Below are 15,378 nucleotides of genomic sequence, written 5' to 3' on the forward strand. Positions count from 1 at the left end.
TTTGTGTAATAACATTGACCGCTTTTTTTATGAGAAACTTATTGACGTTACTACTATTAATCTCCTGTGTGAATATGTATTCACAGAGTACTGTGAATATTACTGGGACTGTAGTAGATAGTTTAAAACAGCCGATAGAAGCGGTGACGGTATATCTATCGAAAGAGAAAGATTCGACACTAGTGGAGTACACCATGACGGATGTCAAAGGTAACTTTAAGCTAGCCTTCAGTAAGCTATCTGAGCCTTCAGTGCTCAAGCTTTCTATGGTAGGGTACCAAGATTATGCTAAGAAGTTTGAAAAAGGGGTACAAGAGAATGTTGACCTTAAGACACTTATTCTTAAAGAATATGGCAATCAGCTAGACGAAGTATTGATTGTAGCCGATGCTCCGCCTATTCGTATGAAGAAAGATACCTTAGAGTTTAATGCTGCTTCGTTTAAGGTAAGACCTGATGCTAATCTTGAAGAGCTTTTAAAGAATCTACCAGGGGTGCAGCTAGATGAGAATAAAAAGATCACGGTCAATGGTAAGCCTGTCAATGAAATCTTAGTCAATGGCAAACCTTTCTTTAACGAAGATGGAGCAATAGCACTAGAGAACTTACCTGCTGAGATTATCCAAAAAGTACAGGTAACTGAAAAAAAGACTAAGAAAGAAAAATTCACAGGTGAACGCAGTAGAACAGATGATGCGAGTATCAATATAACGATAGACGAAGATAAGAATAAAGGGCACTTTGGGCGAGTATCAGGAGGATATGGTACTGATGAGCACTATGAAGCAGGAATGTTCTTAAACACCTTTAATAAGCGTAGAAAGATTAGTCTGATAGGATCTGCTAATAATATCAATGCTGTCGGATTCTCTATGGATAAGGTATTTGATAATATGCGTACGGGGCGCTCTAGAGGCGGGCTTACAGAATCGCGTATGTTGGGGCTAAACTTTGTAGAAGATGTATCTGATAAGCTGAAGGTTAATGGTAGTTACGATTATAATTTTGCAGAGACAGAACAAGCCAATAAGTCGTCTAGTACTAAGTTTTTGCCTTCAGGGCAGTTTAGCACAGATTCTAATTCTTCTTCCCTAGGAGGGAATGAAGGGCATAGGGGGAATGTATCTGTAGACTATATGGGAGAGAAAGACGCTTTCTATTTTAGCCCTCATTTTAGTACAGATCACACCTATTCGACTAGTGAGAGCAATCAAGTATCTTATGATGAGCATGGAGAAAAACTGAATAGTAGCAATGCTCACTCATCATCTAGAGGAAACTCAGATAGTTTTAGTTCATCTGCACAGTATACGCGCAAGTTTAAAAAAGAGGGACAATATCTAAGTATAGGTTTTAATAATAGTAATAGGAGCGCTACGAATAATGCATTGAGCGAATCTCTGACGCAGTTTTTTCAATCAGAGACAGAAGACGATTGGCGTAGACAGTACAGAAAGAATTATACGACTACGGATAGTTATGGTATATCTGTAGAATTCACACAGCCGATTACAGATTCATTAAGAGTATCTATAGGTGTGGACTGGAGTAGAAATCAGAGCATTAACGATCTGCAAGTGTTTAACTATAATGAGACAGAGCAGGGGTATACTGATGTCAATGTACTAGAGACAAATAGATATACGGATATTGGGAATAAGGTGTCTCCTTATGTAAACTTTGCGTTGAATAAGAATAAGTACAATATTAATATTTCGACGAGGACTCAGATCGTTAAGAATACAGCTACTGCTCTTTATAATGCGAAGTGGTATAGCCTAGATAAACACTACATCGACCCGAATATTAATGCTATGATTAATTATAGACTGACGAAGGATAAGAGTTTATTCGGTATCTATCGATATAATGTCAATTATCAAAGTGCAAGCCAATTACTAGATATCACAGATATCTCTAACCCATTAACGACTACGATCGGTAACCCGGATCTAAAGCCTACTGGGCAGCATAACGTTAATCTTAGCTACCGTTCGTATGACTTTCAGACTCGTGCTGGATATAGTATTTCGGCTAATGCAGGAATATTTGATAATAGTATAGTAGGATCTGTAATCTATGATGAGGATAAGAAGGCTATCTCTACGTATAAGAATATACAAGGGAACTACCAATGGGGAGTTACAGCTGACTGGTTTAAGAATAGTAAGTGGGGAGAGCATGCGCTGAGATACGGTATTATGTTTAGATATAATCAGACGATTAATAACGGATATATAGATGGAGAGACTTATACCGCTAGAGGGAATACGATGGGACCACGTGTGTATCTAACCTATGATTACGGAGAATGGGTGTCTATAAAGCCATCGTATAATTATAACTATAATAGAACGAGTTATACTAATTTCTCTGTAGATAAGGCTTCTAACTTTACACATAGATTTAATATACAGACAACAACGTATTGGCCAAAGAAGGTTACATTTGGTAACGACTTTGCTTATAATTATAATTCACAGATTGCTAAAGGCTTTAAGAAAGATTTCTATATGTGGAATATAAGTCTAGCGTATGATTTCTATAAAGACAAATTCAGTGCTAAGGTGAAGGTATACGATGTATTAAATCAGAATACTAGTAGTACACGTACCATAGACCCAATGCAGATAGTGGATTCTGAGAGTTTAGTACTGAAGCGATATGTGATGTTCTCATTGACTTATAAGCTTAATGAGTTTGCAGGAACTAAAAAAGGAGGGAATAGAGGAAGAGGAGGAGTCTCAAGACCGATGCGTGTGATGAGGTATTAAAAAAAGGACTTAAGTAAAATACAAGAAAATATAGTAAAGGCAAGTCGAGTATAGCTAGAATAGGAGTTATACTCGACTTGCCTTTTTGACTTGTGCGGTTTGAGTCCGTAGTGAGTCCGTTATGTATCCGTACTGACTCCGTAGTATCAAGAGAAATAACGGAGTCAGTATGGAGGTGTAAAATAGTTGTGTTGTAAAGACAGCGAGCGAGAGTGCATAAAAAAAGCAGGCAATGTAGAAGCGACTAGCACTAACTATATTACCTGCTTATATGTTTAGAATGACGTATGTCTACCAGCTACCGCTAGATCCTCCTCCGGAGAACCCACCGCCGCCAAAGCCTCCACCGAAGCCTCCGCCACCGCCTCCACTTCCGAAGCCACCACCGCCACCGAAGCTTCCGCCGCCTCCGCCTCCACGGCCAAGACTGCTTAATACAAGGATGTCTAGTAAGCTACTTCCAAAGTCACGTGAGCGATGATTACCCCCGCCTCTTCCATTGTTATCTTTCTTACCGAATACGATAGTCAGTACGATGATCAGTATAATGATTCCTAAACACGCTAGACCACCGATGCTATTATCACCATCTGTTCTAACGGTCTTGTCTGCCTTATATGTACCAGTCAATAGCTGGAAGATGGCATCTGTCCCTTTGTCTAATCCTGCGTAATAATCATTGCGCTTAAACTCTGGGATAATGATATTACGGATAATCTCTCCTCCTTGTCCGGCTGTGATAAGGTGTTCTACTCCATAACCAGGGTAGATACCGATCTGACGTTCTTTTGCCGCCATAAGGATTACGATACCATTGTCTTTCCCTTTCTGTCCGATGCCCCATTCTTGTCCCCATTTAGGTCCTAGTATACCAATGTTTTCTCCTTTTAGAGAAGGAATGGTAATTAGTACTATCTGAGTAGAAGTAGAATCACTATAAGCAATGAGTTTGCGCTCTAGTTGCTTCATTTGATTCGCTTCTAATATGGTAGCATAGTCGTATACAGAAGTTTGGAAAGAGGGTTTCTTAGGGACGTCTAATTGAGCATAAGTTACCTGTGATAATAATAGAATTATAATCAGGGTTATGAAATGATATGCTTTTAGTAATAGCTTGATCATTGATTTATGCTTTTGAAATTTCGTTTGATAATTCGTTTTTATTTTCTTCAAGTGAAGGGAAGTGTACTTTTAGTTGACTTCCTGCTTTTAGGATCCCATAGACTAATCCTTCTTTGAACAGACCTTGTCTGAAGTGATTAATCACTAGTTCTTTGGTTCCTTCCCAGAAGTTATCTGATCTAACTTTATGATCTATTCCCTGATCACCCAGTATCACGAATGCTTTAGAGTTAATACAGATGTAAAACAGTACACCATTTCTAGCAGCTGTCTTATCTATGCCTAATTCAAAGAAGACCTCCTGAGCTCTTTCAAAAGGATCTTTCTTAGAAGTCGTTTCGATATGTACTCTAATCTCTCCAGAAGTATTCTTTTCTGCTTGAGTTATAGCAAGAACAATTTCTTCTTCATCCGTTTTGGTTAAAAACTCTCTTAGTCTATCCATTTTATAGTTTTTTAGAATTTTACTTCAGGTGCTTTCTCTGCTCCAGCTTCTGCTTGGAAGAAAGGCCTTTCTTTATAATCGCTTAAGAAGAACTTATTAGGCATCTTAAGTACATAACTGTTATATACAGCTACAGCGTCATTAAAACGAGTACGTTGAGTTAATATTTGGTTCTCTGTACTAGCTAGTTCATCTTGTAGTTTTAAGAAGTTTTGATTTGTTTTTAAATCAGGGTATTTTTCTACAGTTACTAATAATCTTCCTAATGCACTAGATACACCAGATTGAGCTTGTTGGAACTCTTGAAACTTTTCAGGAGTCATATTACTTGGATCTATGTTTACAGAAGTTGCTTTTGCACGCGCATTTACTACAGCTTCTAATGTTGATTTTTCGAAGTCAGCAGCCCCTTTTACTGTGTTTACTAAGTTTCCGATAAGGTCGTTTCTACGTTGGTAAGCCCCTTGCACATCAGCCCAAGATTTATCTGTAGCCTGTTTGTGTACTAGAGCCGAGTTGTTGTAGTTCATAGATAGCATAAAGTATCCTCCGATTAATACTACAAGTACGATGATAATTGGTAAAGCTTTTTTCATTTTGATTTTTTGTTATTTAGAGTTCATTTTTAATATTCAGTAGCGCTGTTTTGATTCCTTCGAGTTTCTGTATGATTTCGAAGTTATCCATAATGTCTTTTGCATTCTTCTTCATGTGTTCTTTAGCACCGTCTAGAGTGAATCCTCTTTCTTTCACTAAGTGATAGATGAGCTGAAGATTTTGCACATCCTGAGGTGTGAACATTCGATTTCCCTTTGCATTCTTTCTAGGTTTGATAATGTCAAATTCTTTCTCCCAGAATCGCAATAACGAAGCATTTACATCAAATGCCTTGGCAAGTTCGCCAATGCTATAGTATCGTTTATCAGGTAAGTTTAATTCCATTAGTCAAGTGATTGGTTTTCTTGGTTAGCTTCTTGTGATAGAAGTTCAAATTCTTTAGCAGAGATTTCTCCGTAGTAGTAATTCAGTGGATTGACTACATTCCCTTGGTAGTGTACCTCATAGTGTAAGTGAGGACCAGAGCTACGCCCAGTACTACCTACATATCCTATGATATCTCCACGTTTAACAGACTGTCCAGCGCGTGCTTGATACTTGCTTAAGTGAGCGTACCTAGTTAGGTATCCGTATCCGTGATCTATTTCGATTAGGTTACCATACCCAGATAGTTCGTTGTTAGCACGGATTACTTTACCGTCTCCAGTAGCGTATATCGGAGTGCCTACCTCTGCAGAGAAGTCCATACCAGCGTGGAACTTCTTGATTTTAGTAAAGGGGTCACTACGATATCCGTATCCAGATGCCATTCTCTTTAGATCTTCATTCTTCACTGGCTGTATCGCAGGGATAGAGGATAAGAATTCTTCTTTCTTCTTGGCTAGTGCGATGATGTCATCTAAGGATTGGGACTGTATGGCTACTTGTTTCAGTAGTTGATCCATCTTCACATTCGTTTCTGTCAACAGCTTTTCGTTGTTAAGCCCTACGAATGATCTATATCTATTAATACCTCCTAGGCCAGACTTGCGTTGTTCATCAGGGATAGGCGCGGTATTAAAGTAAGCTCTATAGATATCGTTATCTCGCACCTCTAATTCGTCTAGTACCTCTGTGATCAGGTCAAGTTTCTTGTTTAGAAGAGTATAGTTAGTTTTGAATTCTGCTATTTCTCTAGCTTGTTTCTTTTCTTTAGGAGTTTGTAGGATATCACTATTAATTAAAAAGATTAATCCGAGCACTCCAAAAATAGCTGCTGTTAGTAAAAACAAGAGTATATTACCTATCTGTCTAAACTTTTTAGGGCGTATTTTAAGGAACGCTAATTTTTCAGGGTCGTAATAATATTTTACCTTAGCCATATTTTTAAAAAAACACTATTTTTGCACTATCTTTTTTGTATCTTATAAGAAGTGCTGTCATTGGTTAGCTAACAAATTTAAAAAATGTTTTCGTTATAATGATAGTTTAAGTGCCAAAGAGAATAAAATAAAAGCTAGTTATTCGTTAATTTATAATATGTTTAACAACTAACCGAATAACTTAATAATAAGAATATAAAAGAATAAATTAGTTTCCAAAGGATATGAAATCACAAGAAATTCGTCAGAAGTTTTTAAACTTTTTTGAAGAAAGAGGTCACATGGTTGTACCTTCTGCGCCGATCGTTCTGAAAGACGATCCAACTTTAATGTTTAATAACTCTGGGATGGCCCAGTTTAAAGAGTATTTCTTAGGAAACGCCAAGCCTAAAAGTAACCGTATCACTGATACACAGAAGTGTCTTCGCGTGTCTGGTAAGCACAATGACTTAGAAGAGGTAGGTATCGATACATACCACCACACGATGTTCGAGATGCTAGGGAACTGGAGTTTCGGAGATTACTTTAAGAAAGAAGCTATCAATTGGGCTTGGGAATTATTGACTGAAGTTTATAACATCCCTAAAGATATTTTATACGTTACTGTATTTGAAGGTAGTGAAGAGGAGAACGTTCCTTTTGACCAAGAAGCTTATGATATCTGGAGTACCCTAATCGGCAAGGATCGTATCCTGATGGGGAATAAGAAAGATAACTTCTGGGAAATGGGAGATCAAGGACCTTGTGGACCATGTACTGAGATACACGTAGATATCCGTAGTGCTGAGGAGAAGGCAAAGATAGCGGGTAGAGAATTAGTGAATGGAGATCATCCACAGGTAGTAGAGATCTGGAATAACGTATTTATGGAGTTTAACCGTAAAGCGGATGGTTCGCTAGAGAAGTTACCTGCTCAGCACGTAGATACAGGTATGGGGTTTGAGCGTCTATGTATGGTGCTTCAAGGAGTACAGTCTAACTATGACACAGATGTATTCTCTCCACTTATCGCTAAAGTATCTGAGCTAACAGGTGGTAAATACACAATGAAAGCAAAAGATGATGAGGAAGAGAAGATTAATATCGCTATCCGCGTTATCGTTGACCACGTAAGAGCAGTTGCCTTTGCTATTGCAGATGGGCAGTTGCCTTCTAACAATGGAGCAGGGTATGTGATCCGTCGTATCTTACGTCGTGCTATTCGCTATGCATTTACATTCTTAGATAAGAAAGAACCATTCATCTATGAGTTAGTAGAGGTGTTAAGTACACAGATGGGAGCATTCTTCCCAGAAATCACTAGTCAAAAAGAATTAGTGAAAAACGTGATTAAAGAAGAAGAAACTTCTTTCTTAAGAACGTTAGAGCAAGGGTTACATTTATTAGACAATGTAATCAAACAAACAGAAGGTAAAGTAGTATCAGGAGTGAAGGCTTTTGAACTATACGATACTTTTGGTTTCCCTATTGACTTGACAGCGCTTATCCTTAGAGAGAAAGGGTATGAACTAGACGAAGCTGGTTTTGACGCAGCAATGTTAGAACAAAAAACACGTTCTCGTGCGGCTTCAGAAGTATCTACTGATGACTGGACTGTATTAGTATCAGGAAATGTAGAGCAGTTCGTAGGATATGATCAGTTAGAGAATGAAGTGAAGATCACTCGTTATAGAAAGATTGATAGTAAAAAAGATGGTAAGTTATTCCAAATCGTGTTAGATTCTACTCCATTCTATCCAGAAGGAGGAGGACAGGTAGGAGATACTGGAGTATTAGTATCTGCTAATGACACTATCCAAGTAATCGACACGAAAAAAGAGAATAACTTAATATTACATATCGTAAGAGAGCTTCCTGCTAATGTAGAAGGAACTCTAGTAGCGAAGGTAGATGTAGATGCTCGTAAGCAATCTATGGCTAACCACTCTGCTACTCACTTACTACACCAAGCATTGCGCACTATCTTAGGTACTCACGTAGAACAAAAAGGTTCGTTAGTGGCTCCTACGCACTTGCGCTTTGACTTCTCTCACTTCTCTAAAGTGACAGAAGAAGAGTTAGCACAAGTAGAGGCATTCGTGAATGATAGAATTCACGATCACTTGCCATTAGTAGAGCGCAGAAGTATACCGATGGCTCAGGCTATCGCTGAGGGTGCTATGGCATTATTCGGTGAAAAATACGGTGATGAGGTACGTGCTATTAAGTTCGGAGAGAGTATGGAGCTATGTGGAGGTACTCACGTAGGGAATACAAGTGATATCTGGCAGTTCAAGATCGTAAGTGAAGGGGCTGTAGCTGCAGGTATTCGTCGTATTGAGGCGATTACGAATAAAGCTGCTCGTCAGTTCTACGCAGAACAAGAAGATACATTAAAAGAGCTTAAAGCAGTATTAAAGAATCCACAAGATACCTTAAAAGCGGTAGTATCTCTTCAAGATGAGAATGCTAAACTTAAAAAACAAGTAGAGCAATTATTAAAAGAGAAAGCAAAGAACCTAAAAGGAGACTTAAAAGGTCAAATCCAAGAGGTAAACGGTATCTCTTTCTTAGCTGTAGAAGTGGACTTAGATGCTGCTGGAGCAAAGGACCTTGCGTATGAGTTAGGTAATGAGTTCTCTAATCTATATGTACTGCTTGGTAGTGTAGCGAATGATAAGCCAATGCTGACTTGTTATGTATCTAAAGATATAGTAGAGAGCAAAGGTCTTAATGCAGGTACTATCGTACGTGAGTTAGGTAAACACATCCAAGGTGGTGGTGGTGGACAAGCGTTCTTCGCTACAGCAGGAGGTAAGAACCCAGCAGGTATGGCAGACGCTATCGCTCACGCAAAAGATTATTTGAAATAGTATTATATTTGTAATAATAATAGATAAAAAAAGATTCTCATATGAGAATCTTTTTTTTGTTCAAGAGTTCATCAGGTTATGAAGTTTAGTACAGTAGTGCCTACTAAGGTAGCAAAGGATAGAATTAAATACGAGCATAAGATCTTATCTATGGGATCTTGTTTTGCTGTGAATATAAGTGATAAGCTAAAAGAGTATCAGTTCCAAAGTGTGGTGAATCCATTCGGTATTCTGTTTCACCCTATTGCGATAGAGCGCATATTAGAGTATGCGGTGAAAGGGTATGAATTTACAAGTGCAGATGTGTTCTGTCATAACGAGGTGTGGAGTAGCTTTATCGCACATTCTGATTTGAATGAATTAGAAGAAGAAGATATCGTGACGAAGCTGAATGTAAAGCTGTTTGACTTACAGGTAGCTTTAAAAGAGAGCTCGTTTATGTATATTACTTTAGGAACAGCTTGGGTATATGAGCATATCGAGAGTGGAATGGTTGTTGCCAATTGTCATAAGGTAGCACAGAGTAATTTCAAAAAGAGATTATTAAGTACTGAAGAAGTGAAGGTTAGCTTGTCTAAAATTATTACATTAGTACAAGCTATTAATCCGGATATACAGATTGTGTTTACAGTGTCTCCAGTGAGACATTTTAAAGATGGTATCGTAGAGAATCAGAGAAGTAAGTCAGTATTATTTACTGCCTTACACGATGTGTTAGATCAGCAAAGTGGAGATAAAATTAGTTACTTCCCTTCTTATGAGATTGTAATGGATGAGTTAAGAGATTATCGCTTTTATAAAGCTGATATGTTACATCCAAATGAGTTGGCGATAGATTATATCTGGGAGCGCTTTGTGACGACTTGGGTTCATCCTGATATGTATCCGATTATGCATAAAGTAGATGAGGTGCAAAAAGGACTGAACCATAGACCCTTTAACCCTACTGCAGAGCAACACTTAGCTTTCTTAGATACATTGGTAGCCAAGATAGATTACTTATTAGAGAAATATCCATTTATGAACTTTAGATAGTTATGAGAAAGTTATTGCGCGTACTCTTCGGTATATTTATAGTGCTCTTCTTTATGTTTGCAGGAGTTGTTTTGTATAACAGCTTTGTGAAGGGGGATAAAGATGATATGCAATACAATACAGCTCTAATCCAAGAGCAGTTAAAAAATGTGAGTAAATTAGTGGTGACAGAAGCTACTTTTTCACAAGTAATGACGTATAAGGATCAGCAGAAATACTTTTTAAATATGCTTTCTTTTGATAAAAAGGCTGTGGTTATTATTAATGCAAAGGCTACAGTGTCTTATGATTTGAGTCAACTGCAATATCAGATCGATGAGAAGAATAAGGTAGTGCAATTAATATATATACCAGAAGCAGAAGTAAATATATATCCTGACTATAAAATACTAGATGTAGAGCAGAGTACTTTCAACCCTTTTAAAGGAGATGACTACAATAAGATTAATGCAAAAGTGAAGAAAGACTTAGAAGATAAAATAGAAAAGTCCACTTTAAAATCGAATGCGGAGAATCGACTTATAAGTGAACTTTCTAAAATATTAATAGTTACCAATACTCTAGGTTGGAAACTAGAGTATCAAGGTAACGTTATTCAAAGTGATAAAGACTTGGTATTAGATATGGCTTTATAAGCTTTTTAGAATAATATCTATACCGTCTTTGATTAAATGAGCTACTTCAGGTCTGTGTGTTTGAACAGATTTAAGGTGGCTCATTGCTTTTTCAGCTAATACTGTATTTGAAGCTTTTTTAGCTAATTCCAGTATTTCTACTGTAAGTAACCAATCAGAAGGGTATTCGTTGATTAGAACATCTAGTACGTTGTTTAAATCAGTTGTTTTACTCTCTTCTCTCATGGCTCTAACTTCTTGGTAGAAGTTTTCAAGCTTTATTTTACTCTCGTCTCTTTTTGCTTTTATTGTTTGGCTAGAAGGAACGTGATTGATTAGATCAAAACTGTGGTAGTCAGCAGGTCCTGAGAAAGCAGAAATCACATGAGCACCAACAGCCATATCATAAGTCCCCCATTCTGGTTGGAATAGTACTTCATCATTGTGCTTCACTGTACAGTCACTAAAACTAATCAGAATAATCTTACCATGTATATTGCGAATACCCGTGATATTAGTTCCAGATACAGTGATCCCTCCTTCGAACTCTAGAGTTACTGGCTTGCCTTCATATAAGTTATAAGCTTTTAGATCTCTAGGACTCATGTCTTCTATAGCAAGGTTGATTCCCTTTAAACGACCTAATGCAGTACCAAAACCATGTGGATGAGTCTCTGTGCCGTGTCCTACTAATTCTTTCTCTCTATAGGCTAAAGCTGTTTTGCCTGTTGTCTGCACATAAGCAGGTTTGCCTTCGTGTTCGATTACACGTTTAAATACACCTGATATCTGTAGACCTGTATTCAGTTCTATCGTACCTAAGGCTTTAGAGTCTATTAGTTTGTTTATTCCCATTAAGCCTCCTTTTCTTAAAGCCATCTTATTTGCAAACTCTTCTAATACTTCACTTAGATAAGCAAAGTCAGGAGTTACATATAACTGAGGTTGAGGTTTAGTGATATCAAAGCCTTGGTATGCAGCTTCTATGCTGTAAGGAAGTTTTTTTACATTATCAGTCATACACCATGCACTCTCTCCGATAGAAGATAGTAAGCCTGCTCCGTATATCTTAGGGTTATCCGTAGTACCGATTAATCCATACTCTACTGTCCACCAGTGAAGATTACGGATAAGTGCCATCTCAGAAGGTTCTTCTGTTATACCTTGTAAATAATCTACCTGCTCTTCTGCCTTTTTGATTTCTTCAGGGTCTACACCCTCAGCCTCTTTTAAGATAGACAGTAAGCGGATAGCTTCATATATCTCATAGTCTCTGCCAGAAGAAATAGCCTTACAGCCTATCTCTCCGAAGCGTCTCAGATACTCAGCATACTCAGGGTTAGCGATAATAGGAGCATGTCCTGCCCCTTCGTGTATAATGTCTGGTGCAGGTGTGTATTCTATATTTTCTAATTGTCTAATATCTGATGCAATAACAAGTACTTTATACGCCTGAAACTCCATAAAGGCATTCGGTGGTATAAAGCCATCTACTGCTACAGCAGCCCAACCAATTTCTTTTAATATTCTATTCATCCCATACATACTAGGGATACTTTCTATAGAAATACCTGTTTTAGCTAGACCGTCAAGATATGATTCGTGAGCAACTTTAGATAGATAATCAACATTTTTACGCATAACGTATCGCCACACAGCTTGATTAATAGGTGTATAATCCTGATAACTCTGTGGTTTGATAAATTGTTTTAAATGCTGTGGCAATCTTTCGATCAAGTCGTTACTTTCATATTCTTGTGTTTTCATAAATGAAATTTGTTATTGTTTGTCGTAAATATAATAAAAACAATGGACGATAGGCACTCAGAATACCCTATTATTGTGTTTTTAATCGAATCATTAAGAGAATTCTTTAGAAAAGTATAAAAGAACAGAGGCTCTCCTGTAAGGGAAAGCCTCTGTGTATATCATCTATAGGAAGAATTATTTCTTCTCTAGTGTAGGAGGGAACTTAGTTAATATCTTTTCGATAAACTCATGTATTCTCTCTTCTTTTTTCTCTGGAGTAGGTGCATTGTCTAGGTATCCTGTTCCTATTCCTTGCCAGATTAAGGCTTTTTTCTTTGTGTCTAGAACGTCTATATAAAGTGTCCCCTCTATAGAAGTAGACACTGTCGTATTATTAGGTCCCCAATATGGTCCCCATCCCCAACCGTAGTATCCGTAAGGAGAATAGAAGTTGTTATGGGTAGTCACATTGACTTGTTTTGACGCTTTAGTGAAAATATTAATAACAAAATCAGGATTGCTACTAGCTTTTGTAAAACCTTTTGCTGTAAGATTACTATCAATAGCAGTTAGAATTCTCTTCTTGTCTAAGTCATTAATCGTTGCTTGATCAATACCTTCTTTAAAGAAAGCATACGTTTTGTATTGTTCGAAGTCTACAGCTTTATCATAATCAGCTGTTACTTTAACGCTACTACATGATGCTATAAATAACATCAATAGAGCTAGTGGTAATAATTTAATAGCTTTCATGAGTGAAATTGTTTTAATTGTTATTTCAATAAGTTTTCATCTACTATATTTGGAATAGTTACTTTTAGAAGTGGTTCTACTTCCATCGCTCTTTTTATTGCAAAAATAGCTTCGTCATTTCTAGCCCAGCTTCTTCTAGCGATTCCATTATTAACATCCCAGAATAGCATTGATTCTAATCTTTTTTGTGCTTCAATAGTACCATCAAGTAACATACCAAAACCACCATTGATTACTTCTCCCCATCCTACACCACCACCATTGTGGATAGATACCCAAGTAGCTCCTCTGAAGCTGTCTCCGATAACGTTATGGATAGCCATATCGGCTGTGAATTTAGAACCATCATAGATATTAGATGTTTCTCTATATGGAGAGTCTGTACCAGATACATCATGGTGATCTCTTCCTAATACTACAGGGCCTATCTTACCTGCTTTAATAGCGTCGTTAAATGCTCTGGCGATATTAATACGCCCTTCAGCATCTGCATATAAGATACGAGCTTGTGACCCTACTACTAGTTTATTCTCTTGAGCTCCTTTTATCCAACGGATATTATCAGCCATCTGTTGTTGTATTTCTACAGGCGAGTTTTTAATCATCTCTTCTAATACCTCACAAGCGATCTCATCTGTTTTGGCTAGATCTTCTGGATTTCCGGATGTACATACCCATCTAAATGGTCCAAATCCGTAGTCAAAACACATTGGCCCCATAATATCCTGTACATAACTAGGGTATTTAAAGTCGATATTATTAGCTGCCATAACATCAGCTCCTGCTCTAGAAGCTTCTAATAAGAAAGCATTTCCATAGTCAAAGAAATAAGTTCCTTTAGCTGTGTGTTTATTAATAGCGGCAGCTTGTCGTCTTAGAGACTCTTGTACTAGTTCTTTAAACTTAGCTGGGTTATTAGCCATTAAGTCATTTGCTTCTTCAAAAGCAACGCCTACTGGGTAGTATCCACCTGCCCAAGGGTTGTGAAGAGAGGTCTGATCAGAACCTAAGTCTATGTATAAATCTTGTTTGTCAAATTCTTCCCATATATCCACTACGTTACCTTGGTATGCGATAGATACGATTTCTTTATCCTCTTGTGCTTTTTTAACGCGAACGACTAGGGCGTTGATATCAGTTATTACTTCATCTACCCATCCTTGAGAATGTCTAGTATGTACTGCTTTAGGGTTTACCTCTGCACATACCGTAATACATCCTGCAATATTTCCAGCTTTTGGTTGAGCACCACTCATTCCTCCTAATCCTGAAGTCACAAACAGCTTACCTGCTAATCCTTCTCCGTTTTTAGCTATTTTTCTACCGCCGTTTAGCACTGTGATTGTTGTCCCATGTACGATACCTTGAGGACCTATATACATATAGCTACCTGCAGTCATCTGACCGTACTGTGTCACACCTAACGCATTGAACTTTTCCCAATCATCCGGTTTCGAGTAGTTAGGGATCATCATACCATTAGTCACTACTACACGAGGTGCGTTTTTATGAGAAGGGAATAGTCCCATAGGATGACCAGAATACATTACTAATGTCTGCTCGTCAGTCATCTCTCCTAAATACTTCATCGTCAGTAAGTATTGAGCCCAGTTAGAGAACACAGCTCCATTACCTCCGTAAGTAATTAACTCATGTGGATGTTGAGCTACAGCATAGTCAAGGTTGTTTTGGATCATTAGCATGATTGCCTTCGCTTGTAGACATTGTCCAGGATATTCATCTATCGGTCTAGCATACATCTTGTAGTCCGGGCGTAGACGGTACATATAGATTCTTCCGTACTTTTCAAGTTCTTCTTTGAACTCAGGGATAAGTGTGCTGTGGTTCTCACTTGGGAAATAGCGTAGCGCATTCTTAAGGGCTAATACTTTCTCATCATCAGATAAGATTTCTTTTCTCTTAGGAGCGTGGTTGATAGATAAATCATACTCTTTCTTAGGAGGTAACACAGTCGGTATCCCTTGTAAAATATGTTCTTGAAAAGTCATTTTTATAATTTTTTGTTTGTTATTAATTTTTATTTAAATACTAGTGAATTAGCCAAATCATTAACTATTTTTGCTACGTTGACGCTTTATTACACTAGCTGTAGTA

At 37.7% G+C, this 15,378-nt stretch carries 12 protein-coding genes; 4 read left to right on the forward strand and 8 right to left on the reverse strand.

The features are described 5' to 3' along the window. Positions 1 to 74: 74 nt before the first annotated feature. Complete coding sequence (locus HX049_RS04270) at positions 75 to 2,774, forward strand: TonB-dependent receptor (protein WP_353653710.1); 2,700 nt, start codon at positions 75 to 77, stop codon at positions 2,772 to 2,774. Positions 2,775 to 3,065: 291 nt separating this feature from the next. Here HX049_RS04270 and HX049_RS04275 read toward each other — a convergent pair whose 3' ends face one another. Genes HX049_RS04275 through HX049_RS04295 form a run of 5 tightly spaced genes read right to left on the reverse strand, consistent with a single transcriptional unit; the run spans position 3,066 to position 6,260 of the window. Continuing rightward, positions 3,066 to 3,896, reverse strand: a complete 831-nt coding sequence (locus tag HX049_RS04275) for a TPM domain-containing protein (RefSeq protein WP_006259641.1) — start codon at positions 3,894 to 3,896, stop codon at positions 3,066 to 3,068. Between the two features lie 4 nt (positions 3,897 to 3,900). After that, positions 3,901 to 4,341: a TPM domain-containing protein gene (locus HX049_RS04280; protein ID WP_006259640.1), complete on the reverse strand. Its 441-nt coding sequence runs from the start codon at positions 4,339 to 4,341 to the stop codon at positions 3,901 to 3,903. A gap of 11 nt (positions 4,342 to 4,352) precedes the next feature. Then, positions 4,353 to 4,937: a LemA family protein gene (locus HX049_RS04285; RefSeq protein ID WP_286398681.1), complete on the reverse strand. Its 585-nt coding sequence runs from the start codon at positions 4,935 to 4,937 to the stop codon at positions 4,353 to 4,355. A gap of 16 nt (positions 4,938 to 4,953) precedes the next feature. Next, positions 4,954 to 5,283 carry a MerR family transcriptional regulator gene (locus HX049_RS04290; protein ID WP_006259638.1) on the reverse strand — a complete coding sequence of 110 codons (330 nt, stop codon included), beginning with the start codon at positions 5,281 to 5,283 and terminating at the stop codon, positions 4,954 to 4,956. Then, positions 5,283 to 6,260: a M23 family metallopeptidase gene (locus tag HX049_RS04295; RefSeq protein WP_006259637.1), complete on the reverse strand. Its 978-nt coding sequence runs from the start codon at positions 6,258 to 6,260 to the stop codon at positions 5,283 to 5,285. Before HX049_RS04295 ends, HX049_RS04290 begins: the two co-directional genes overlap by 1 nt. A gap of 224 nt (positions 6,261 to 6,484) precedes the next feature. Between HX049_RS04295 and alaS the strand changes: the two genes are divergently transcribed. The 3 genes from alaS to HX049_RS04310 all read left to right on the forward strand — a co-directional run bounded on the left by alaS (position 6,485) and on the right by HX049_RS04310 (position 10,782). Further along, entirely contained in the window at positions 6,485 to 9,112 is a 2,628-nt protein-coding gene (alaS, locus tag HX049_RS04300; protein ID WP_258204653.1) for an alanine--tRNA ligase, read from the forward strand. A gap of 78 nt (positions 9,113 to 9,190) precedes the next feature. Continuing rightward, positions 9,191 to 10,147 carry a GSCFA domain-containing protein gene (locus HX049_RS04305; protein ID WP_286414299.1) on the forward strand — a complete coding sequence of 319 codons (957 nt, stop codon included), beginning with the start codon at positions 9,191 to 9,193 and terminating at the stop codon, positions 10,145 to 10,147. A gap of 2 nt (positions 10,148 to 10,149) precedes the next feature. After that, positions 10,150 to 10,782, forward strand: a complete 633-nt coding sequence (locus HX049_RS04310; RefSeq protein ID WP_283840453.1) for a DUF4230 domain-containing protein — start codon at positions 10,150 to 10,152, stop codon at positions 10,780 to 10,782. Here the strand turns inward: HX049_RS04310 and HX049_RS04315 are convergent. The 3 genes from HX049_RS04315 to HX049_RS04325 all read right to left on the reverse strand — a co-directional run bounded on the left by HX049_RS04315 (position 10,777) and on the right by HX049_RS04325 (position 15,272). Continuing rightward, positions 10,777 to 12,528, reverse strand: a complete 1,752-nt coding sequence (locus HX049_RS04315) for an aromatic amino acid hydroxylase (RefSeq protein ID WP_286414300.1) — start codon at positions 12,526 to 12,528, stop codon at positions 10,777 to 10,779. The genes HX049_RS04310 and HX049_RS04315 overlap by 6 nt on opposite strands. Before the next feature lie 177 nt (positions 12,529 to 12,705). Beyond that, positions 12,706 to 13,263, reverse strand: coding sequence for a DUF4136 domain-containing protein (locus HX049_RS04320; protein ID WP_006259632.1), 558 nt, complete (start codon positions 13,261 to 13,263; stop codon positions 12,706 to 12,708). A gap of 20 nt (positions 13,264 to 13,283) precedes the next feature. Continuing rightward, a complete protein-coding gene (locus HX049_RS04325) occupies positions 13,284 to 15,272 on the reverse strand; it encodes a urocanate hydratase (RefSeq protein WP_286414301.1) in 1,989 nt (662 codons plus the stop codon). Between the last annotated feature and the right edge of the window lie 106 nt (positions 15,273 to 15,378).

This window comes from Myroides odoratimimus (assembly GCF_030326305.1).
GTDB lineage: Bacteria > Bacteroidota > Bacteroidia > Flavobacteriales > Flavobacteriaceae > Flavobacterium > Flavobacterium odoratimimum_A.

Bases quoted from the DNA above. Each gene is read 5' to 3' on its own strand.
- HX049_RS04320 (WP_006259632.1), bottom strand. From the start codon at position 13,263: ATGAAAGCTATTAAATTATTACCACTAGCTCTATTGATGTTATTTATA.
- HX049_RS04295 (WP_006259637.1), bottom strand. From the start codon at position 6,260: ATGGCTAAGGTAAAATATTATTACGACCCTGAAAAATTAGCGTTCCTT.
- HX049_RS04305 (WP_286414299.1), top strand. From the start codon at position 9,191: ATGAAGTTTAGTACAGTAGTGCCTACTAAGGTAGCAAAGGATAGAATT.
- alaS (WP_258204653.1), top strand. From the start codon at position 6,485: ATGAAATCACAAGAAATTCGTCAGAAGTTTTTAAACTTTTTTGAAGAA.
- HX049_RS04270 (WP_353653710.1), top strand. From the start codon at position 75: ATGTATTCACAGAGTACTGTGAATATTACTGGGACTGTAGTAGATAGT.
- HX049_RS04290 (WP_006259638.1), bottom strand. From the start codon at position 5,283: ATGGAATTAAACTTACCTGATAAACGATACTATAGCATTGGCGAACTT.
- HX049_RS04275 (WP_006259641.1), bottom strand. From the start codon at position 3,896: ATGATCAAGCTATTACTAAAAGCATATCATTTCATAACCCTGATTATA.
- HX049_RS04315 (WP_286414300.1), bottom strand. From the start codon at position 12,528: ATGAAAACACAAGAATATGAAAGTAACGACTTGATCGAAAGATTGCCA.
- HX049_RS04280 (WP_006259640.1), bottom strand. From the start codon at position 4,341: ATGGATAGACTAAGAGAGTTTTTAACCAAAACGGATGAAGAAGAAATT.
- HX049_RS04310 (WP_283840453.1), top strand. From the start codon at position 10,150: ATGAGAAAGTTATTGCGCGTACTCTTCGGTATATTTATAGTGCTCTTC.
- HX049_RS04285 (WP_286398681.1), bottom strand. From the start codon at position 4,937: ATGAAAAAAGCTTTACCAATTATCATCGTACTTGTAGTATTAATCGGA.
- HX049_RS04325 (WP_286414301.1), bottom strand. From the start codon at position 15,272: ATGACTTTTCAAGAACATATTTTACAAGGGATACCGACTGTGTTACCT.